Source organism: Acidicapsa ligni, from assembly GCF_025685655.1.
Classification (GTDB): Bacteria; Acidobacteriota; Terriglobia; order Terriglobales; family Acidobacteriaceae; genus Acidicapsa; species Acidicapsa ligni.
The window spans coordinates 195,490-215,270 of sequence record NZ_JAGSYG010000006.1 but is presented as its reverse complement, the minus strand read 5'-3'; the positions used below and the strand labels follow the sequence as shown (position 1 = coordinate 215,270).

General features: G+C 56.0%; 17 protein-coding genes and 1 riboswitch. Of the genes, 13 read left to right on the top strand and 4 right to left on the bottom strand.

Annotated features, from left to right (window positions below; genetic code table 11):
- Positions 1-8: 8 nt before the first annotated feature.
- Positions 9-542, bottom strand: coding sequence for a molybdopterin-dependent oxidoreductase (locus OHL19_RS19240; protein WP_263359450.1), 534 nt, complete (start codon positions 540-542; stop codon positions 9-11).
- 39 nt (positions 543-581) lie between these two features.
- Here OHL19_RS19240 and nuoI point away from each other — a divergent pair, with 39 nt between their 5' ends.
- The 10 genes from nuoI to OHL19_RS19190 all read left to right on the top strand — a co-directional run bounded on the left by nuoI (position 582) and on the right by OHL19_RS19190 (position 10,300).
- Complete coding sequence (gene nuoI, locus OHL19_RS19235) at positions 582-1,049, top strand: NADH-quinone oxidoreductase subunit NuoI (protein WP_263359535.1); 468 nt, start codon at positions 582-584, stop codon at positions 1,047-1,049.
- A gap of 115 nt (positions 1,050-1,164) precedes the next feature.
- A complete protein-coding gene (locus tag OHL19_RS19230) occupies positions 1,165-2,439 on the top strand; it encodes a ComEC/Rec2 family competence protein (RefSeq protein WP_263359449.1) in 1,275 nt (424 codons plus the stop codon).
- 788 nt (positions 2,440-3,227) lie between these two features.
- Positions 3,228-4,268 carry a HEAT repeat domain-containing protein gene (locus OHL19_RS19225; RefSeq protein WP_263359448.1) on the top strand — a complete coding sequence of 347 codons (1,041 nt, stop codon included), beginning with the start codon at positions 3,228-3,230 and terminating at the stop codon, positions 4,266-4,268.
- Positions 4,269-4,441: 173 nt separating this feature from the next.
- Complete coding sequence (locus tag OHL19_RS19220) at positions 4,442-5,596, top strand: chitobiase/beta-hexosaminidase C-terminal domain-containing protein (protein WP_263359447.1); 1,155 nt, start codon at positions 4,442-4,444, stop codon at positions 5,594-5,596.
- 84 nt (positions 5,597-5,680) lie between these two features.
- Positions 5,681-6,196 (top strand): hypothetical protein, encoded by a 516-nt coding sequence (locus OHL19_RS19215; protein ID WP_263359446.1) that lies wholly within the window; start codon positions 5,681-5,683, stop codon positions 6,194-6,196.
- Entirely contained in the window at positions 6,193-6,456 is a 264-nt protein-coding gene (locus OHL19_RS19210) for a type II toxin-antitoxin system RelE family toxin (protein ID WP_263359445.1), read from the top strand. The genes OHL19_RS19215 and OHL19_RS19210 overlap by 4 nt, the downstream gene beginning before the upstream one ends.
- A 148-nt stretch (positions 6,457-6,604) precedes the next feature.
- Positions 6,605-6,712: riboswitch (SAM riboswitch) on the top strand.
- Between the two features lie 126 nt (positions 6,713-6,838).
- Positions 6,839-8,107, top strand: coding sequence for a threonine synthase (gene thrC / locus OHL19_RS19205; protein ID WP_263359444.1), 1,269 nt, complete (start codon positions 6,839-6,841; stop codon positions 8,105-8,107).
- On the top strand, positions 8,097-8,378 hold the full coding sequence (locus OHL19_RS19200; RefSeq protein WP_263359443.1) for a MoaD/ThiS family protein: 282 nt from the start codon (positions 8,097-8,099) through the stop codon (positions 8,376-8,378). The genes thrC and OHL19_RS19200 overlap by 11 nt, the downstream gene beginning before the upstream one ends.
- Positions 8,379-8,591: 213 nt before the next feature.
- The gene (locus tag OHL19_RS19195) at positions 8,592-9,524 is read left to right on the top strand and encodes a GNAT family N-acetyltransferase (RefSeq protein WP_263359442.1); all 933 of its coding nucleotides are present in this window, start codon (positions 8,592-8,594) and stop codon (positions 9,522-9,524) included.
- 23 nt (positions 9,525-9,547) lie between these two features.
- Entirely contained in the window at positions 9,548-10,300 is a 753-nt protein-coding gene (locus OHL19_RS19190) for a lysophospholipid acyltransferase family protein (RefSeq protein ID WP_263359441.1), read from the top strand.
- A gap of 38 nt (positions 10,301-10,338) precedes the next feature.
- On the opposite strand, the gene OHL19_RS19185 is transcribed toward OHL19_RS19190, so the two are convergent.
- From OHL19_RS19185 to OHL19_RS19175, 3 genes are all read right to left on the bottom strand, one after another.
- Positions 10,339-11,406 carry a LacI family DNA-binding transcriptional regulator gene (locus OHL19_RS19185; RefSeq protein WP_263359440.1) on the bottom strand — a complete coding sequence of 356 codons (1,068 nt, stop codon included), beginning with the start codon at positions 11,404-11,406 and terminating at the stop codon, positions 10,339-10,341.
- Between the two features lie 139 nt (positions 11,407-11,545).
- On the bottom strand, positions 11,546-14,263 hold the full coding sequence (locus OHL19_RS19180) for a glycoside hydrolase family 3 C-terminal domain-containing protein (protein ID WP_263359439.1): 2,718 nt from the start codon (positions 14,261-14,263) through the stop codon (positions 11,546-11,548).
- A 216-nt stretch (positions 14,264-14,479) separates the two neighbouring features.
- Entirely contained in the window at positions 14,480-15,634 is a 1,155-nt protein-coding gene (locus OHL19_RS19175) for a DUF481 domain-containing protein (protein WP_263359438.1), read from the bottom strand.
- A 303-nt stretch (positions 15,635-15,937) separates the two neighbouring features.
- Here OHL19_RS19175 and OHL19_RS19170 point away from each other — a divergent pair, with 303 nt between their 5' ends.
- The 3 genes from OHL19_RS19170 (at position 15,938) to OHL19_RS19160 (ending at position 19,565) form a co-directional block, all read left to right on the top strand.
- Entirely contained in the window at positions 15,938-17,266 is a 1,329-nt protein-coding gene (locus OHL19_RS19170) for a sugar porter family MFS transporter (RefSeq protein ID WP_263359437.1), read from the top strand.
- A 169-nt stretch (positions 17,267-17,435) separates the two neighbouring features.
- On the top strand, positions 17,436-18,968 hold the full coding sequence (locus OHL19_RS19165) for a sensor domain-containing diguanylate cyclase (protein WP_263359436.1): 1,533 nt from the start codon (positions 17,436-17,438) through the stop codon (positions 18,966-18,968).
- A 78-nt stretch (positions 18,969-19,046) separates the two neighbouring features.
- Positions 19,047-19,565, top strand: a complete 519-nt coding sequence (locus OHL19_RS19160; protein WP_263359435.1) for a Uma2 family endonuclease — start codon at positions 19,047-19,049, stop codon at positions 19,563-19,565.
- Positions 19,566-19,781: the final 216 nt, after the last annotated feature.

The window sequence follows — 19,781 nt, the reverse complement described above, 5'->3', positions numbered from 1 at the left end:
GTCCGCCTTTATTCGGCGGTCAGCACTCGAATTTCGACGATGCTGTGGACCCAGCGCGCGGGGCGCTTGTCTTCGCTGACAACCAGTTGCAAAGGGCCGGTTTCGGGAATGGGCTTGCCTTCGAGAGCGTCGGCTACGAGGATGTCGCCTGAGCGAAAGTTAGGCAGAACCTCGGCGAGCGAAAACGTTACGAGGTAGCCGTCAACGCCCTGGGCGACGAGGTAGAGACGCATTTCCTTGCCGCGGGGCGCGGTGGGTATTCCGATCCGCGTGAGCAGGTCAGCGAGTGGGACGCCGGAGTAATTCTGGGTGGCCTTGGCGTGTTCGTTGTAGACCTGGATGGTTTTGTGAGGCAATTTGGCGAGAGTGGCGAGGGTCCATTCCTCGGCTCGGCCGTTGTAGCTGATGCGAAGGGGCGCTACCGGGCCGAGGGGCTTGGCTGGTTTGGCGGTAATTTCGGCTGGCATGGCGTCCTGCCGGGGCGCGGCGTAACCGGCGCTGGTCAATATCAGCAGTGCTGGAATGAAAAGCGACAGGCGCATGGGATGAAAACCCTCCGGGATCCATCGTATACTGGGCTTATGTCGATTGTGCGCAACATCGCTGGCATTGCCAAGGGCATGAGCATCACCTTCAAGGAGATGCTGGAGCCGACGCAGGTAGAGAATTATCCCGACGGGGATGGGCCGTTACGTGGAGCCGTGTTTGAACCGCGTTTTCGAGGTGCGCACGAGTTGCAGCGCGACGAAAATGGCCTCGAGAAGTGCGTAGCCTGTTTTCTGTGCGCGGCGGCCTGCCCGTCGAACTGCATCTTTATTGAGGCAGCAGAGAATACGGAAGAGAAGCGGATTTCGTCCAGCGAACGCTACGCGAAGACCTACAACATCGACTACAACCGCTGTATTTTCTGCGGCTACTGTGTCGAGGCCTGCCCGACGGATGCGATTACGCATGGGCATGGCTTTGAGCTGGCTTCGTTGAACGCGACCAGCCTGGTCATGCGCAAGGACGACATGCTGGTGCCGGTGGCGAGTCTCACGGCGAAATAGCTTATTCCCTGAAGTGGATTTCATGAAAGCCCTGGCCCCGATATTCCTACAGATATCGCGGCAGGGCTTTTTGCTTTTTACATTCCATCTCAGGCTGGCTGGATAGACTAACCGGATGATGAATTGGAACAGGCGCGAATTTTTGTGGGCTTCGGCTGGATTGGCAGTTTTGCCGGGGATGACGGCTTCGGCTGAGGAATCGGCGGCAATTGTTAGTACTGACACTGTGGGTGCTGTACTGGAGCCGTGGCAGCCGGGATTTCTCGATATCCACCACATCAATACCGGGCGTGGGAATTCAGCGCTGACTATCATGCCGGATGGAACTTCGCTGCTGATCGATGCAGGCGCATCGGCGACACAAGGGCCTGCCATGAATGTGGTGAAACCAGACGCCAGCAAGCGTCCGGGCGAATGGATCGCTGGCTATATTCAGCGGCAGCTTACGGCGACAGGTCGGCCAGAGCTGGATTACGCTCTGCTGACGCATCTGCACGGCGATCATGTCGGGGATGTTCGCTCTGAGAATCCAAAGTCCGCGTTCGGTGATTACAAACGCACGGGCATTTCGGATGTGGCTGAAGCGATCAGGATTCGCCGGCTGATTGACAGGGGATTTCCCGATTACAACTATCCGGCTGCGATCACCGATCCTGCGGCGTTAAATTACGCAGCTTTTGCAAGGTCCGTGGCAAAGCGCGGAACGGTGGTCGAGCGAATGCACGTCGGGTCCGCGAGCCAGATCGAGCTGCAACATGCAAAGAGCAGATATACCGAGTTTGGCGTGCGCGTTCTCTCCGGCGACGGCCAGGTTTGGACCGGTCAGGGCGAGGAAAGCAAGCTCATGTTTCCGCCCGAAGTATCGGTTGGGCCGAACCCCACATCGATGGAAAATAGCTGTTCGATCGCCTTGCGAATTGGCTATGGCAAGTTCAGCTATTTCAACGGCGGCGATCTGAACTGCGATACAAATTACGGCCGCGATCCGTGGAGAGATATTGAGACGCCGGCAGGCCGCGTGTCTGGCCCGGTGAGCGTTTCCACCTGTAACCATCATGGGTATTTCGACGCGACGGGGCCGGAGTTTGTGAAGGCTGTGCAGCCTCGCGTCTGGATACTGCAAAGCTGGCACGCTTCGCATCCGGCGATCTCCACGCTGGCGAATATCTATTCGCCGATCCTCTATCCTGGGCCGCGGGATGTCTTTTGTCTGAGCCTGAATCCAGCGACGGAGCTGGCGTGTGCGCGCTTCTCGGATTCATTCAAGAGCAAGCAGGGGCATGTCGTGGTGCGGGTAGCTCCTGGCGGGGCAGAGTTTCGCGTGATGGTGCTTGAGGATGCAGATGAGAGCGGCAGGGTTAAGGCCGTATTCGGACCCTATCCAAGTTAGGCGCCGTGTCCCGTGTAGAAGCAGCCTGCATATTTTTTCTGCTGACAGTGTGCTGTCTGCGCGAACTTATACAGATTGCGGATTGAAAAATCTGTATCCATATTTGAGTAGAAGATGCTTTTCAGGAATCGATGAGGTCGAGGGACGTCAAGCGACGTTAAAGGCCTTATGGCGGCTCAAAGCGCTGCGCAGGGAAGTTCACGCACGATGTTGCAAATATGTATCGACTGATTCGGACGTATAGAAAATTCAGGAGGATAAAGTCAGGCGTGAGACTTCGAGCACCTTTAAACTCAAGTTAATTTTTACCCATGTGGCAGGCGGGGCAGGTTATCGATTGCGGATGAATTTGATCTGCCGGGAGAGCTTTGCACAAATTTTAGAAACGCGATGTCGTCAGCTTCACTATTGTGATGATTGAGGATCCCGCGAAATATCTCTCCTGGTAAGGTTTTCTATCGGGCCGACAGGAGCCTTCGCCTGGTTCGTTCACGAGGCAAGCCGTTCTCTGCCGAAGAATAGCCGACAGAGAATCTCCGCGAGTAACTGACCTTTTTCAACAAAAGTATCGTAGATCAGGGTACTCTTTTGTTTATCCCACAAACCTGAGCCCGGGGGCGCAGGCAAAATGCTCAAACGGCTGAAGCCATCGGTATGCACCAGGCCGAGGGCTATCACCCTGAGCCGGGACAAGGTTTGAACTTAATTCTGGTGCATCACCCACAGGCGAAGTATTTCGTGGCGTAAGCAGCCCCGTTGGGAGGGCTCTGTGGTGCGGAACGAAGGGAATGAGTTCCATGATGTTGAAAGCAGCACTCAGTTCAACTGGGACGCGAATTTCTGCGAACCGATCGTTTGAGCGTGAACTTGCGCAACTGGAATCCATGAGCGGCCGTGTGGTGGATGCTCAAGATATCGCGCAGGTACGAAAAGCACTCGGGCACGCAAACAATTATCTAGTCGCCAAGGCTGCACGAATTGCCACGGAACATAATTTACAGGCATTGCTTCCCGAAGCCCTTGCAGCCTTTGAACGCTTTTTTATCGATCCGGTGAAGAATGATCCACAGTGCTGGGCGAAGAGCGCACTGGCCAAGGCATTGGTGAAAATGGAGTGTCGCGATGCGAATGTATATCTGCTCGGGCTGCGGCATCACCAGGAAGAACCGGTCTGGGGCGGGCAGTCCGATACGGCCGGTGCGTTGCGCGGAACATGCACTCTTGCGCTGGTCGCGTGTCCTGGACTGAACAATATCGAATTGCTCGACCTGCTGCTTGAGCCGCTGATTGATTCCGACAAGACGGTGCGGATGGAAGCCGTCCGCGCGATCGGGCTGGCAGGCGGCCCCACTGCTTCGCTGTTGCTGAAGATGCGCGTACTGCTTCGGAAAGAAGATCCTGAAGTGCTGGGAGTATGCTTTTCGGCTTTGCTCGCTCTTGAAGGCAGCAACCCCGCCGCAATTGAACTGGTCGCTGATTTTCTGGATGACGAGGAAGATACGGCTGCGGAGGCCGCATATTCGTTGGCGGATACACACAACATCGAGGCGCTCAAAGCGCTGGTAGCGCGGCGGCGCCAGGGTGCGGACGCATGGTTTGGCTCCGTGCTGGACAACGCAATTGCGCTGACACGATTGAGTGCGGGAATCGAATTTTTGCTGGACGTGATTGAGGAGGATGCGAGGCTGGCACCGTCGGCGCTGGAGGCAATCAGCCGCGTTTACGACTCCTCAGAGATACGAGCCCGGGTGGCGCAGGCGGTTGTGTCCTCGGGCAGTGAACGGGTGCAACTCGCGTTTCGGCAGCATTTCCCAGGCACTCCGCTGTGAGCCTGAATACTGAGTTTGCATACTGAGCCTGAACACTGAGCCCGGAGCACAACCCTGGCCCCTGAGTCCGGCCCCTTTGTCATAACTCCATCCTGATCCCTGCGCAACCGTGGGCGTGCATGATGTAATTGAACTCGTCCGCATTGCTGGTGCGCATTGCTATCTGGAGGTAGATGTCTGTGATGAAGGCTGTTGTGTCTGTCCTGGCGATTGTTTTGCTGAGTGGTTTGAGCAGTGGTTTGAGTATCGATGGAATGGATGGAGGGCTGAGTTTGACGGCTTCGGCCCAGACGCCCATGCAGGCCGGCGTGCCAATCCTGAGCACGAAGGCCGCTCAAAACGGAGCTGTCATTGTCTCGCTGGCCAGCCCAACGCCGGGAGCAACGGTGCGTTACACGGTTGACGGGATGGCGCCGACTGCGACTTCGCCAATTTATCAAGCGCCGTTTCTGGTGACTTCCAATGCGACGGTAACGGCCTACGCGACGGCTCCTGGCAATCGGGATAGCGCTGTCGTTCGCAAGAGCTTTGCTCTGAATATTCCAGCGGGAACGCTGGTTTGGAGTGATGAGTTCGACAACAAGACGAGCGCAAATCAGCAGCCGGATGCGACGGTCTGGGGCTACGAAACGGGCTCCAGTGGATTTGGCAATCATGAGCTGGAAGATTACTGCGCATGGGGATCGACTGCCGCGCCATGCGATCCGTCGCAGCCGAACGCCTACGTCGGCACGGATGGTTTGCTGCATGTTGTGGCGCGTAAAACCGCGACCGGCGCCTATACCTCGGCACGGCTGAAGTCGCAGGGATTGTTCAGCCTGCAGTACGGGCGGCTTGAGGTTCGGGCGAAGGTTCCTGAGGCGCAGGGAATGTGGCCTGCCTTCTGGACGCTGGGCAACAACATCGCAACCGTCGGATGGCCAGCCTCAGGCGAGCAGGACATTCTGGAGCGGGTGAACGCTGCACTGAAGCCGGATTGGAATGAGGGGTCGATACACGGAAAAGGCTTCGTCGGCGACGATGGCCTGGGAACGAAATTCTATTTTCCTGAAGGCCAAACGGCGTCTGGATGGCATACCTACGGGATGATCTGGAAGAAGGATTCTGTCGCGTATTACGTCGATGATCCCTCGAAGCCGTATGTGACTTACACCAATCCTGAGAGCCTGACAAAGTTCAAAAATCCAGTCTGGCCATTCGATACAGGGGATAGTGTCTTCCTGTTGATCAACTTGGCTGTGGGCGGAGATTGGCCGAAAAACCCCGACGCAACTGCTGAGTTTCCAGCCGATTTTCAGGTCGATTATGTTCGCCTCTACGCCAACTGACAAGGAAAGTTCTCGGCGTTATACTGTCAGGTAGAATTATGGAGAGTAGTCTGGCAATGAATTGACCACAGGGATGAGGGACCGATGACTACTAGCGTGGCGATGGAAGTTGGAAGTGACCTATGGAATGCACGCTTATTTGGTGCTCTTGCCCAGGCATCCGAAATCGCTGCAGCTCTTGCGCGCCCAGGGGCCAAAGCATCCTCTTTATTTCAGCATTGGCAAATCTATAAGCGGCTTGCGAGTCTTAATCGAGACACGACACGCGCCCTTGATGAATTTGATCACTTTATAGAATATGTAGTTCCTGCTCATGCTTTTCCTGAGCATTCATCGAATGAGCGATCCCAGGATTTTCGAGATTATCTCTCACGTATGTACGAGCTAGTCAATCGAGTTCTCTCGGACCGAGGCAGCTTTCCGCCAAAAAGCTTGATTGGCAAGCAACTAACTCAATTACAAGTGAATTCTGAACGAATATTAAATGTCATTGATTGGCTTGATGCCATGATGACGCGAGATGAAGTCTCTTGCAAGTTCGATGCTGCCCTCGCAGATTTGACCGCGGGTAACGTTGTCTCCTGGACTTCTGTGCAGTGAAGTTGCCGCTTGAAATTGTTCTGACAAAAAGCGCTGCAAAAAGCCTCAATGCACTGGATGTACCAACCCGTAAGCGAATATCCGAAAAGATTGAAGCTGTTGCGGCTGATCCTTTGAATCCGACAAATTCCTATCCGCTGCAGGGGAGTGATAAGCGTTCCGCCCGCGTGGGTGGGTATAGGATCCTTTTATTGATCAAAGAACCGAATCTTCTGGTTGTCGATATCGAGTCGCGCGGGCAGGTTTATCGCAGAATTTGAGCGCAATTTTGCATTCTCAATCCAACCAAGAAGGACGACCGTTGGATGCGCGCTTCACGCCATTCGCTGCGAGGTGGGTTGCACCCGAGTGCCGGGTATGGTATCAACAATACATATTCTGGTTTGTTCCTGACGGGAACAGGCTTGGATTTCATGAAGAGTGGTTGAGGGACGAGCCCTGCGACGCCACGACAACCGGCCTCCGCAACAGAGGATCACGGTGTCAACTCTCGCCCGGTAACGGGGGACATGAGATTCGGGAAGCGCACTGGTTTTTGGGTTGGGCGTTTCCGCAATTGAATCCTCTCAAGTTTGCTCACTTTTGAGCCGAGACAGGCGTACCCGTATTCGGACTCAGCGACTCTCGCACTGTGAGGGAATTATGACTGCGTCTTATGAACTGCGATGTAAGGAGTGCGGCAAGTGTTACGAGAATCAGCCGCTGTCAATCTGTGATTCGTGTTTTTCTCCCCTGGAAGTTAGCTTCGACTTAGATTATGCCCGCTCCCGTTTTACCCGTGATGCCATCTCTGCAGGACCGCTGAACATGTGGCGCTACCGTGCGTTGCTGCCGGTTTCGGATAGCTATGTTCCCACGACTCCTGCCGGTCTGACTCCGCTAGTGGAAGCGCCGCGTCTTGCCAAGCGCATTGGCGCGAACAATCTCTACATCAAAAATGATGCCGTCTGCATGCCGACGCTGAGCTTCAAGGATCGCGTCGTCGCGGTCGCGCTGGCCAATGCCCAGGCCTTTGGATTCGATACCGTCGGCTGCTCCTCGACAGGCAACCTGGCGAACGCAGTAGCTGCCGGCGCGGCTCGCCTGGGATTGAAGACCTACATCCTCGTACCCGCCGATCTGGAACCGGCGAAGATCCTGAACACGCAGGTCTATGGCGCGACACTGATTCGCATCGACGGCAACTATGACCACTGCAACCGCCTCTGCTCGCAGATTGCGGAGAAGTACAACTGGGGTTTCGTGAACGTGAACTTGCGGCCTTATTACGCTGAGGGTTCGAAGACCGTGGGCTATGAAATCGCCGAGCAGCTCGGCTGGCGTCTGCCGGACAATGTAGTGGTCCCGATGGCCGGCGGATCGCTCATCACCAAGATCAAAAAGGCTTTCAGCGAACTGATTGCTCTCGGCCTGGTGAAAGAGAAGCATGTTCGTTTCTTTGGTGCCCAGGCGACTGGATGCTCGCCGATTTCAACAGCAGTGAAGAATGGCGCGGACGGCATTGAGCCGCAGCGGCCGAACACGATTGCGCGCTCGCTGGCGATTGGCAATCCTGCCGATGGACCGTATGCGATTCGCGTAATTCGCGAGACGGGCGGATGGGCCGAGGATGTTTCAGACATCGAGATTGTTTCGGCGATCCAGGAACTGGCTGAGACTGAAGGCATCTTCACCGAGACGGCTGGCGGAGTTACAACCGCTGTCACCGCTCGTCTCTACGCGCATGGACGCATCAAGCCCGATGAACTGACCGTAAGCTGCATTACCGGCAACGGCCTCAAGACCACGGATGTACTGACCGGCGCCTACCAGCAGTCCGTGCCAGTGCGGCCTCGTATGTCGGATTTTGTAACGTATCTCGAAGAACAGCAAGCGGCCTTAACGGGCGCGGGAGTGGAATATGTCAGTTAAGGTAGTGTTGCCAAATGCGTTTCAGAAACATACGAATAACGTTCGCGAGATTGATAGCAATGCGGCGAACCTGCCGGAGTTGGTGACAGATATGGAAGGCCGCTTTCCCGCGCTGCGCCAGCATCTGCGTGGCGAGGATGGCGAGGTTCGCAAGTTCATCAACTTTTATGTAAACGAGGAAGATATTCGCTTTCTCGGCAACGAGAAGTATGCGTTCCAGGATGGCGATGAAGTGCTGGTGATCCCCTCGATTGCCGGCGGTTGCTGCTAACCTTCGCAATACGAATTAACCCGAGGCCCGCGCTCATTGCGTGGGCCTTTTACATTTTTCGGCGGAGAGCGGAAGGTGGAGTATTTCTCAGGCAGTCATATCCAGATAACCAACGATTTCCAGTGTTTTCCTAAATAAGGAACTGCTGAAAATTTGCACGGTATTTGCAGCAAGTTCACCGTCCTTTAGCAGAAAACGCTCCATACTGTCGGCGTGATTACCCGTTCAGGCGTTCCAGTTGCTTCCAGGTCGGCGGTGGCTGCCACACCGCTTTGGGATGTATCGCTTTCTGGCTCCTACCCGGATTTCTATTCGGGTGGCGGGGTAGCTCTTTTGCCAATTGCGGGTTCGGTTGCTGAGGTTGAGCCCTGCACTCCAGTTCATCCGCCGCGTCCTCGCATTCATGCCGAGGTTGGTCATTATCGCGTCCGGCTGGCTGAGTCCGTAGTGGATCGCGATGCTATCTGCCGTTTGCGTTTTAAAGTCTTCAATATAGAACTAGGCAAAGGGCTTGAGTCCTCGTACGAGACAGGCCTGGACACGGATCAGTTCGACCTCTTCTGCGAGCACCTGCTGGTGGAAGACAAAGCCGATGGGCGTATCGTGGGCACTTACCGTATGCAATCCGGAGCCACTGCGCGCGAAAACCTGGGCTACTACTCCGAGCAGGAGTTCGACCTCTCCATCTATGAATCGATGCGTGGAGAGATCCTCGAACTGGGGCGCGCGGCCATTGATCGCGAACATCGCACCCCTGAGGTGCTTACCCTGCTCTGGCGCGGAATTGCACAGTACGCCACAGACATGCAGTTGCGTTATTTGATTGGGTGCTCCTCGCTGAATTCAGTAGACCCGCGCGAGGGCTGGGGAATGTATCGCCAGCTTGGTAACTATCGCGTTGCGCAGGAGCTGGAAACGATCCCCATGCGTGGGTTTGAGTGCCCGGATGCTGTTGTGAATGAAAGCTCGGAGGAAGCTGTAAAGGTGCCGAAATTGCTCAGGACGTATCTGGCAATTGGAGCGCGTATTTGCAGCGCTCCCGCCTGGGATAAGGAGTTTGGGACGATCGATTTCCTGACGCTGTTGGATCTGCGTACGATTTCGTCGTCTGCGCGGAACCGCTTCCTGGCGCCGCTGACCCAGTGAATGGAAGGGCCGCGCGAAGCGGCTTGGTCCTGTTTCTTTCTTTCATGGTGTGCTGGCTGCGCTTCGGTCTCACGCGCCTTCGCGGTCCTATCTCTCCGCATCAACGGGCGGAGTGGATGCAGTTTTGTGGGCGGATCACGCTGGCGTCCATGGGCATTCGCTACCGAGTCGAGGGCCCATTGCCGAATGGCCCGACCCTGATTGTCGCCAACCATCTCAGTTATCTGGATATCGCGATTTGCAGTGCTGCTCTGCCATGCGCGTTCGTAGCGAAGAGCGAGATCGCCTCCTGGCCAGCATTTGGCTTCCTGGCGCGGTTGGGTGGAACAATCTTCGTCGATCGCGGTAGCCGTCTGAGTGCGTGGGATACAGCAGAGTCGATGGGGCTGCGGCTGGACTCAGGGGTGCCGGTCCTGCTCTTTCCCGAAGGGACAAGCACGGATGGCAGTGAAGTACAGCGCTTTCACTCCACGCTGTTTGCACCGGCGATCGAGGCGGGACTGGCCGTGATTCCAGCGGCAATCTTTTACGAGCCATGGACGGCGGATATTGCCGAGAGCCACTTTTGCTGGTTTGGAGATGAATCGTTCTTCCCGCACCTGATGAGGGTTCTTGGAACGGAGCGATTTACAGCAGTGGTTCGGTTTGGCGATGCGGAGGTCTTTCCCGATCGGCGCACGGCTGCCTGGCGAAGTCATGATGCCGTGCAACGCCTGCGAGAAAAAGAACGGCGCGATGCTTCGTATGAGTTCGCGACGAAACGCCGGGTTGCCTGATTTAGTCCTGCATCGCCTTGTAGGGGCTTAGTCCGACCTTAGTCGGGGCTGGGCCCGGCAGTTGAGCCGCGGACTACCAAACTGGTCGAGACCAGAAACTCACGCTGGATGACTTGTGCTGCGTTCGGACCATTGGCTGCATTCTCAGCCTGCAGTAATAGTGCATCGAACGCGGCTTTCGCCAACTCCTGTCGCGACAGGCGAATTGTCGTGAGCGGCGGCAAAGTGAACTCGGCAAAGTCGATATCGTCGAGGCCGATGACGGAAAGATCTTCAGGTACGCGCAGGCCAGTCATGTAAACAGCGCGCAACACTCCAATAGCCGTCATGTCGTTGGAGCAGATGACCGCAGTTGGACGGTTTTGAAGCGCGGTCAGTTTTTCAAACCCGACAACGCCGCCTTTGAGCGTGTGATCGCATTCGATGATCCAGCTCTTCTGGACCGAGAGACCAACGTCTGCCATGGACTTCTGGAAGTCCTTGACGCGGGTGACGGCGGAGTGGAGTTCGTGTGGGCCGGCTAGAAATCCGATACGGCTATGGCCAAGCCCGACGAGGTGCTGAACGGCGGCCTGAATACCTGCTGAATAGTCGAGCAGGATCGTGCTGACCTTGGGATCGTCAAGGTGAAACTCGGCCAGAACAATCGGCATGTTATGGATGGAGAGTTGATCGAGTACCGACTCCTCGCTGCCGAAGGTCAGAACCGCAACGCCCTCGACCTTGCGCTCAAGCATGCGCCGGACGCAACTGGTGAGCTGGCTCGCGGAGTTAATGTTGGAGGAACTGACCAGGATTTCGTAGCCGTGAGCGACGGCGATTTCTTCAAAGCTGGAGATAAGCTCGGGGAAGAAGGGATTGGTAATGTTTTCAACAATGATGCCGAAAATGCGGCTGCGGCCTGATACCAGGCTGCGCGCATGGGTGTTCGGAAAATAATTCAACTGCTCGATGGCCTGCCAGACGCGCTGCGATAGCTTCTGGCTGACGGCGGGCGAGGAGTTGATCGTGCGTGAGACGGTGGCAATCGAGACCTTGGCCAATGCTGCCACGGTGCGAATATCGGGTTTGCTGGGAACGGTTGTGCGGCTACCTTTGCGACTCACGGGATAATCCTAACTTGTTTTGTTTCCGTAGCCAATGAAATGGCACCTCATTTCAAAGATGAGAGGCAACTTAAGATACCCAAATCTCAATTGCGAGATCCGGGTATCCCCATTTATGAGCCTTGATACGTTGATGCGGTTAGCGAGGCAACGCCTGCGAACCGGTGACGGTGAAGTCGGCAGCAGATTTGACTGCCGTTTCCTGGGGTTGAGTTGATGCTACTGTGAGCTGATATTTGCCGGCTAACACGCTGCGCTCACCCTTGTCATCGACGCTGGAGAGTTGGCGGGGATTGATATGAAGAGTCACTTCCCGTGTCTCTCCCGCCTGTAGATGAATACGCTGGAAGGCCGCCAGCGAGTGGATCGGTCCCTCAGTCTGTGGTGTCTTGAGGTAGGCTTCGACCACTTCGTCGCCGCCTATCTTGCTCAGGTTGGTGACGCTGACAGTTGCACTCAAAGGTTGACCGGCCTGAATGCTGGGTGCGGATAGCTTCACCGGCCCGTACTTGAAGCTGGAGTAACTAAGACCATAACCAAATCCCCACTCCGGCTTGCCTGTGTAGTAACGATAGGTGCGTCCCTTGAGGCTGTAGTCGGTAAAGGCGGGCAGATCGTCCACGCTGTTATAGAACGTGACAGGCAGGCGACCTGCGGGATTGTTAATTCCGGCAAGAGTGCGTGCAATCGCGGCTCCGCCCTGCTCGCCCGGATACCATGCTTCGAGTACCGCAGCGGCGTGATCTTTGGCCCAGGGAAGCGCAACTGCACTGCCGCTCATCAGCACAACGACGACTGGTTTGCCGGTTGCTGCGACAGCTTCAAGCAGTTTTTGCTGGGCTGCAGGCAGTGCGATCTTGGTGCGGTCGCCGCCCGCAAAGCCATCAATCTTGATCGGCATTTCTTCGCCTTCCAACTGCGGAGAAAGCCCGACAAACGCGACCACCACATCGGATTTCTTAGCAGCAGCAACGGCTTCATCGAGCTGGGCCTGGGCTGGTGCTTCCCACTTGAGATAGAGTCCGCCGCCGGCCTGATCGCCGGTGTGGCTGTATTCCAGCTTGAACTCATGCGGAGTGGTGTCGGCAAAGTCGACAGAGACCACGGCTGGAGCATTGCCGTTCATGATCGGCGGCGCGCTGGGCGATGCTCCCGGAGCGGATTTGAAGTTACCCATGGCCGAGATATCAATCTTTTTACGAAGGTCGCCCTCGGCCAGAACTTTGCCGTCGAGCGTCAGCCGGAAGCTATCCTTCGGCGAGTAGGGAAAAGCATCCTCAGGCTCAATGCTGAAGGTGTAATGACCCGCAGCGGGAACAGCCAAAGCCCCGCTCCAGCGCACGGAGTAGGTGTGCGTGTCGAGTTCGTCGACAGGAAGCGAATCGCCCCAGTTGTCCTGAATGCCAGCTTCGGTGCGCGTGGCTACCGGACGGCCCGTCCAATCAGGAGTGGCAAAAAACTCGGTCAACAATCCGGTGCCGTTGTTGAAGACCGTACGCGGCACTGGAACCTTCGCCCCCTCGGCCAGGGTGCTGCCCTGCGCATAGTGAATCTGCGATCCAGGGAACTGATCGACAATGCCGTCGATCGGCTCAATCGGCATGCGGGGAACTCCGTTGTAGTTACCCTCCAGGCCGACCAGCAGGTCTGCCTCCGGGCCCACGACCGCAATTTTGGCAGGTGTCTCCATGAAGGGAAGCGTGCCGTCATTCTTGAGCAGAACAATCGCTTCCTCTGCGGCTTTCATCGCTTGAAAGCTGTCTGCTTCGGAGTCGTTTACGTTGAACGGAATGTTGTCCAGCGGATTGGATCCGAGTGGATCGAAGAGCCCAAGCTGAAAGCGCGCGGTATACAGGCGTTCGGCGGAGCGCGTGATCAGGTCTTCTGAAACGACCTTCTGGCGGACCGCATCGGCGAGCGTGTTGAATCCCGGCGCCCAGATGCTGCACGAAAGATCAGTCCCTGCTTCAATAGAGATCGCGGCGGCATGCAGGATGTCAGGCGCGTTCTTATGGCCGTTGAAGACGTCCATGATGGCTGCGCAATCGGAGACGACGAAGCCATTGAAACCCCATGCTTTGCGCAGATGATCCTGAAGAAGATTTTTATTGGCGCAGGCCGCGAAGGTATCGATGGCGTTATAGGCGCACATCACTGACTTGACGTGGCCATCCACGACCGTTGCGCGGAAGGCGGGCAGATACGTCTCTTCGAGATCGCGCTGGCTTGGATGCACGTCGAAAGTATGGCGCTGCGATTCGGGTCCGCTGTGCACGGCAAAATGCTTGCTCGTTGCCACGGCTTTCGGATGGTCCGGATCATCTCCCTGCACACCGGTGACGAAGGCGACTCCCATCCTGCTGGTCAGGAACGGGTCTTCGCCATAGGTCTCCTGCCCGCGTCCCCAGCGAGGATCACGGAAGATGTTGATGTTCGGCGACCAGAAGGTGAGGCCGTAGAAGATCCGATGATTGCCCTCGCGCTGAGCCTGATTATACTTGGCGCGCGCTTCGGTGGAGATGATGTCACCCATGGTATGCACCATCTTCGGGTCCCAGGTAGCCGCCATGCCGATAGCCTGCGGAAATACGGTCGCATACCCTGCGCGCGCAACCCCATGCAGGGCTTCATTCCACGTCTGGTAGTCGGGGATGCCGAGGCGCGGAATCGCAGGCGCCCAGTCCTCAAGCTGCGATGCTTTTTCATCCAGCGTCATGCGGGAGACAAGATCGTGAGCGCGGGCCTCAGGCGTCAGTTGCGTGTTGAGATAGTCGGGCTGTTGCGCAGCGCACGGCAATGCAAAAACACCCAGCAGGACAGCATAGGGAAGCAGGGTAAGCGAGCGATTGGATTTCATCGTGGAGTTCTCCTTCTTGCGAAGACCTGGCACCGAAATAGTTTTAAAAACTTATCGGAAGAAATGTAACGCGAGAGGGGGGAGTTTGGCTAGATATATCGCTTTACTTAAGGATAATTATAAATTTCAGAGGATTATTGCTTACACACGGGAGCCGGGCTGGGCATGAGCAGGCAGGAAAAGATCGTTTCTCCCTGCCCGCTCCTGTCCGATTGTTTATTTCCGGCTAAAGGTGAAGCCAAGGCCGGTCGTCAGGATGAAGTCATTATCCTTGGTTCCGGACGGAGGGTTGGTGACGTAGACATCGTTGACTGCGGTCTGCCAACTGAGAAAAGACTTGATCTTCGTGCTCAGCACGCTGTTTAGAGTGAAGCGGAACTGGCTGGTGTCGGCTAGATTTGGGAAGATGTAAGCCTGTTCGGTAAAGGTGCTGTTCGACCCCATCTGGCGGCTGTACTGCTCTCCAAAATCGAGGGCAGCAAAACTGTTGACCTGGGGCGGCACCACGGGCGTAATTGGCGTGGTCGTATCGTTGGCAGGAACAGCGCTGTAGCTTTCATGCGTCCAGACAAGTCCACCGAGGATGTCCAACTGCTGCTTGGGTTTTGCAATCGCATGCCAGCCAAGTCCACCACCGAGAACGGCACGCAGGTCCAGCTCCTGGAGTGCGTCTGTATAGAAATCGCCAGTGCCGAAGCCGAAGTATTTGGGGTTGAGGTTATGGTCGTACCGCGCACCGGCAGAGTTGTTATTGGCCGTCGTTGCGTCCGCCAGACCATCATGCGTGTAGATCTCGTTGTAGTAGAGCGATGTCTTGTCCGTGGGGGTAGGCCGTGTGAACGCCGCTCCCAGGCCTAGAGTCGTCGTGTTGCTGTTACCGCGAGCCAGGGCAAAGCTGACATTGGCCGCGCCTGTCCATGCGTGGAGCCATCCGGGATGCAGCGATGCCTGGTAGGCTTGTTCGCCGGCTGTAGTGCGCAGGGTGGTCAGCTCCGCAGCAGGCACAGGCTCAGTGCCACTGGGCGTCGTCACGGTAAAACCGGAGTTCGTGCGCTCGATGCCCGATATGTTGGATGTCTTAGTCTCGGTTTTCTTGCCGACCTTGTTCGTTCTGGAGAGCACAACTGGCTTGTCGAGCTTCACGTCTGTTACTTGGTCAAAGGTAATTGTCAGATCGCCTGCATAACTTGTGGTGAGGGTGAGTTTGCCACCCGCAAGCTGGGTAACTGTTCCTGTGAGATGATCGCCATTCTTCAGCGTGATCGTGTCGGCGAACGTAACTGTGGGAAGCAACAGCGCAGCCATCATTGGAAGAGAGGCAGCGAGCGCGGCAGAACGGTGCCGAAGAGCAAATGGATTAAGAAAACGCACGAAAGTAAAGTTCCTTTCTGGCTGCGGCAACGGACATCGATCAATCAGGCATAGTGCCGCCAGCCTTGGAGCATTCTACTTGCAGAAGAGTGCAAAGTTGACCACTTTAGAACGAATTTAAAAGTTTCCGGACTTATTGGCCCAAATTCAAAGAATTTCCATGGTCAGAACATACCTGGCACGGTGGCGGGTTAACGCATTGCCGCAAGGTTTGGTATCGTTTCCATAATCGGTACATCACCATTAGTCGGCATGTATGATGGCCCATGTTCCTGAAACGTCTGTTTTGACCACGGGAGAGCGATGCGACCCAACTTCTATCTTGTAAAGGCAACCGTCAGTGGCGCACTGGGCGGCCTGCTTTTTGGATTTGACACGGCAGTGATAGCGGGAGCAATCGGAGCGCTCACTCATCTCTACCACCTTACGGATCGGACGCAGGGATTCACTGTATTCATTGCCGTTGCGGGCACCGTTGTCGGAGCCATGTTTGCAGGCTCAATCGGCCAGTGGATTGGCGGACGTGAAACGCTTCGGATTACTGCGATCTTCTATGTCATCTCGGCGCTGGGGTGCGCACTGGCGTGGAACTGGCCAGCCCTGCTGGCGTTTCGTTTTCTGGGAGGGCTGGGCATTGGTGCTTCTTCGGTGCTGGGCCCGGTTTATATTACGGAGCTCGCTCCTGCCAAATGGCGCGGCCGCATGGTTGGGACTTTCCAGATCAACGTCGTCATCGGCATTCTGCTCGCCTATGCCTCCAACTTCGGAATTCGCCTGTTGCATCTCGGACCGCTGGAATGGCGAGTACAGCTCGGAGTCGCAGCGATTCCAGCTCTGCTCTTCCTGGTGCTGCTGTTTGGAATTCCCCGCAGCCCGCGCTGGTCTGTCTCAAAGGACCGCATTGATGAGGCCAAGGAAGTTCTGCGCCTGATGGGCGACCCTAACCCTGAAGCTGAACTGGCCGATATTCAACAGGCTCTGCGCGAGAGCCATGCCGTTGCCAACGAGCCGGTCTTCCAGGCGAAATACCGCTTCCCGCTTTTCCTCGCAATCACCATCGGAGCCTTCAACCAGTTGGCGGGTATAAACGCCATTCTCTATTACCTGAACAATATCTTTGCCGCTGCAGGCTTCAGTCAGATGTCCGGAGACGTGCAGGCCATTGCGATTGGCGCGACAAACCTGCTCTTCACCCTCATCGGCATGGCCTTGATCGATCGCCTCGGGCGCAAGACGCTGCTGCTGATTGGTGCGGCTGGAACAGCAATTTGCCTCTCGGGAGTAGCCTATGTTTTCTTCACGCAATCGCATCAGGCTGCGCTGCTCTGGCTATTGATCGCATACATCGGGTTCTTCGCCGTTTCACAGGGAGCGGTGATCTGGGTCTATATCGGCGAGGTCTTCCCCAACGTCGTGCGCAGTAAAGGCCAGAGCGTTGGCAATAGTTCTCACTGGATCATGAACGCGGCGATTGCGCTTATTTTTCCAATCCTCGCGGCTAAGTCTGGCGGTGCTCCGTTTGTCTTCTTCGCAGCTATGACTGTAGTGCAATTTGTGGTGGTGCTGTTCTTCTATCCAGAGACCAAGGGACAAACATTGGAAGCTCTTCAGCGCCGTCTGGTAAAGGGATAGTTAGGAAAGGATAGTTAGGAAGAGATAGTTAGAAAGAGTTAGGTAGAAAGTGTAGTTACGAGGCATGGAGGCGCCTCTGTTATCAAAGACGTTTCGTCCTCAGATAAAAATGGACGGAATGAGAATGCTTGGTTATGATTTGCCTTTCTTGCGGACGCGGAGGTGCACCATGGAAGGGCAACTTCTTTTAGAAAGCATCCCTGAGAAAGAATCTAGCCAGGGGTCGGCTCTTACGTACATGATCTTCTGGAAGAAGCCAGACTCCCTCATGCTCTGGCTAGCGGTGTTGCTCCTGGTTCTGGTTGCGTCCTGGGGCGGAGTGATCCTGGGGCAAACGCCAGCCCAGGCAGACATACTGTGGCCCGCAAACGGAATCCTGCTGGCAGTCTTACTAAAGCTGCCGCGTCGTAACTGGGCCAGTTACCTGTTGGGCGGTGTAGTCGCCAGCGTACTCATTCACCGGATATACGGATTTCCACTCGAACGATCCCTGATCTTTGCGGCGGCCAATACCGTTGAGGTAGCACTGGCAGCGGCATTATTAGCTAGAGACGGTTGGCGTCAGCCGGATTTGACTAAGCTGCGCACGCTTGGCAGGTTTGTTCTGATCGGCGTGGTGCTGGCTCCGCTGTCCTCAGCACTGGTTGTGCTGCTCCTACGGATGCTGCAAGGCGATCCAACGGGCTTTCTTGGCGTCGTGAATTGGTTCGTGGGCGATGCAATCGGAATTGCGATCATGACCCCGCTGGTGCTGGCGATTCAGCCGGAGGAGCTCACGTCGTTGCTCGCTCCAGGCAAGCGGTATGAAACCATCGCAATCCTGTTCGCCTTGACCGGGCTCTCTGTGGCAATCTTCGCGCAGTACGGTCTTCCGATTGTTTTTATTCTCTTCCCGCTGCAGGTGCTGGCCATCTTCCGGCTGGGAAGCTCCGGCGCTGCCATTGGCCTGTTTCTGATGGCTGTGCCTGCAGCCTACCTGACGGCACATGGCCGCGGTCCTTTTCCGATAGCGCGTACTGCTTCGGCAGGGCACGTAGGCCCGCTGCTGCACAGCATATTTCTGCTGCAATGCTTCTTGTGTGTTTCGCTGGTGGTTCTATACTCCGTTTCGGCTGCCCTGGCAGAACGAGACCGGCTCGAACAGGAGTTGACCCAGGCTTACCAGGAGGCGGACACCTTCGCCGGGATCGATCACATTACCGGCATCGCCAACCGTAGAACCTTTGACAAGCAACTGGCGCGCGAGTGGCGGCGGGCCATCCGCGAGCATGGATATCTCTCCCTGCTGATGATCGATGTGGATCAGTTCAAGCTATACAACGATCATTACGGGCATGTGGCCGGAGATGCCTGCCTGCGAACGATCGGCATGATTCTGGCCAAGGCTCCATTGCGAGGTGCGGATCTTGCTGCACGATACGGAGGCGAAGAGTTCGCAGTGATTCTGCCGCGAGCAGGCGCTGAGGGAGCAGTGATCATCGCAGATCTGATTCGAATGGCGGTCGCGGATGCGAATCTCGCTCATTTTGCACGCCAACCGGGGATTGTGACCATCAGCGTCGGGGTAGCTACGATCCGGCCGGACAATTCTTCAGACGAGACATTGCTGATTAAGGCCGCGGATGACGCCCTGTATCGGGCCAAGCATGAGGGGCGAAATATGGTGCGCGTCTCCGACACGATCGGGCAGAATGCAGACTAACTTTGCGGCTTGCCGCAAGATCTTTATAGGGACGATCCTGCAAGCAATGGACGCGAACCTATGCTACGATCCCGAATTATGGGCGCTATCACACACATCCCTCTGAGCGAGTATCTCGATACCAGCTATCGGCCTGATCGCGAATATGTGGACGGTGAGATCCGGGAGCGGAACGTGGGCAAGTGGGAACATGCTAGGGTTCAAGCACTTTTGGCCATCTGGTTCGGAACCCACGAGAATGAGTGGGGTGTTCTGGTCAGCACAGAACAACGGGTGCAGGTTTCGCAGAGCAGGGTCAGAATACCGGACCTGGTTGTTCTGGCGACTGGTCCACAGCCAGACATCTTGACCGATCCGCCGCTGCTGGTCATTGAAATTTTGTCCCCGGATGATAGTTACTCCGACACGCAGGAACGCGCCCAGGATTACCGCGATATGGGCGTCGAGACAGTCTGGATCGTCGATCCAAAGACCAGAACCGGGCGTATGTGCTCAGGGCCGGACTGGATTGAAGCAAAGCGTCTTACAGTGACCGGAGCGCCACTTTACGTGGAATTAGACGGCATCTTCAGCCAAATCAACGCGCAGGGCAGGTAAATCGAAATGTTGCTTGCCGAGTATGGCGCACCCTTGGCGGGATAGCCACCGGCTTTGTCGCTGTCCTTTTGGCCCTAGCCGCTGTCTATCTGGCCTTTGCCGTTGTACTTGCCTTGCCCTTGCCGTTGCCCTTCTGGCTGTCATTCCCGAAGGGAATCTGCTTCTCCTTTCTTTCCCGGAAGGAAAATTGCCCCAAACTGACCCAATACCAGGCCT

Bases quoted from the DNA above. Each gene is read 5' to 3' on its own strand.
- OHL19_RS19240 (WP_263359450.1), bottom strand. From the start codon at position 542: ATGCGCCTGTCGCTTTTCATTCCAGCACTGCTGATATTGACCAGCGCC.
- nuoI (WP_263359535.1), top strand. From the start codon at position 582: ATGTCGATTGTGCGCAACATCGCTGGCATTGCCAAGGGCATGAGCATC.
- OHL19_RS19230 (WP_263359449.1), top strand. From the start codon at position 1,165: ATGATGAATTGGAACAGGCGCGAATTTTTGTGGGCTTCGGCTGGATTG.
- OHL19_RS19225 (WP_263359448.1), top strand. From the start codon at position 3,228: ATGAGTTCCATGATGTTGAAAGCAGCACTCAGTTCAACTGGGACGCGA.
- OHL19_RS19220 (WP_263359447.1), top strand. From the start codon at position 4,442: ATGTCTGTGATGAAGGCTGTTGTGTCTGTCCTGGCGATTGTTTTGCTG.
- OHL19_RS19215 (WP_263359446.1), top strand. From the start codon at position 5,681: ATGACTACTAGCGTGGCGATGGAAGTTGGAAGTGACCTATGGAATGCA.
- thrC (WP_263359444.1), top strand. From the start codon at position 6,839: ATGACTGCGTCTTATGAACTGCGATGTAAGGAGTGCGGCAAGTGTTAC.
- OHL19_RS19200 (WP_263359443.1), top strand. From the start codon at position 8,097: ATGTCAGTTAAGGTAGTGTTGCCAAATGCGTTTCAGAAACATACGAAT.
- OHL19_RS19180 (WP_263359439.1), bottom strand. From the start codon at position 14,263: ATGAAATCCAATCGCTCGCTTACCCTGCTTCCCTATGCTGTCCTGCTG.
- OHL19_RS19170 (WP_263359437.1), top strand. From the start codon at position 15,938: ATGCGACCCAACTTCTATCTTGTAAAGGCAACCGTCAGTGGCGCACTG.
- OHL19_RS19165 (WP_263359436.1), top strand. From the start codon at position 17,436: ATGGAAGGGCAACTTCTTTTAGAAAGCATCCCTGAGAAAGAATCTAGC.
- OHL19_RS19160 (WP_263359435.1), top strand. From the start codon at position 19,047: ATGGGCGCTATCACACACATCCCTCTGAGCGAGTATCTCGATACCAGC.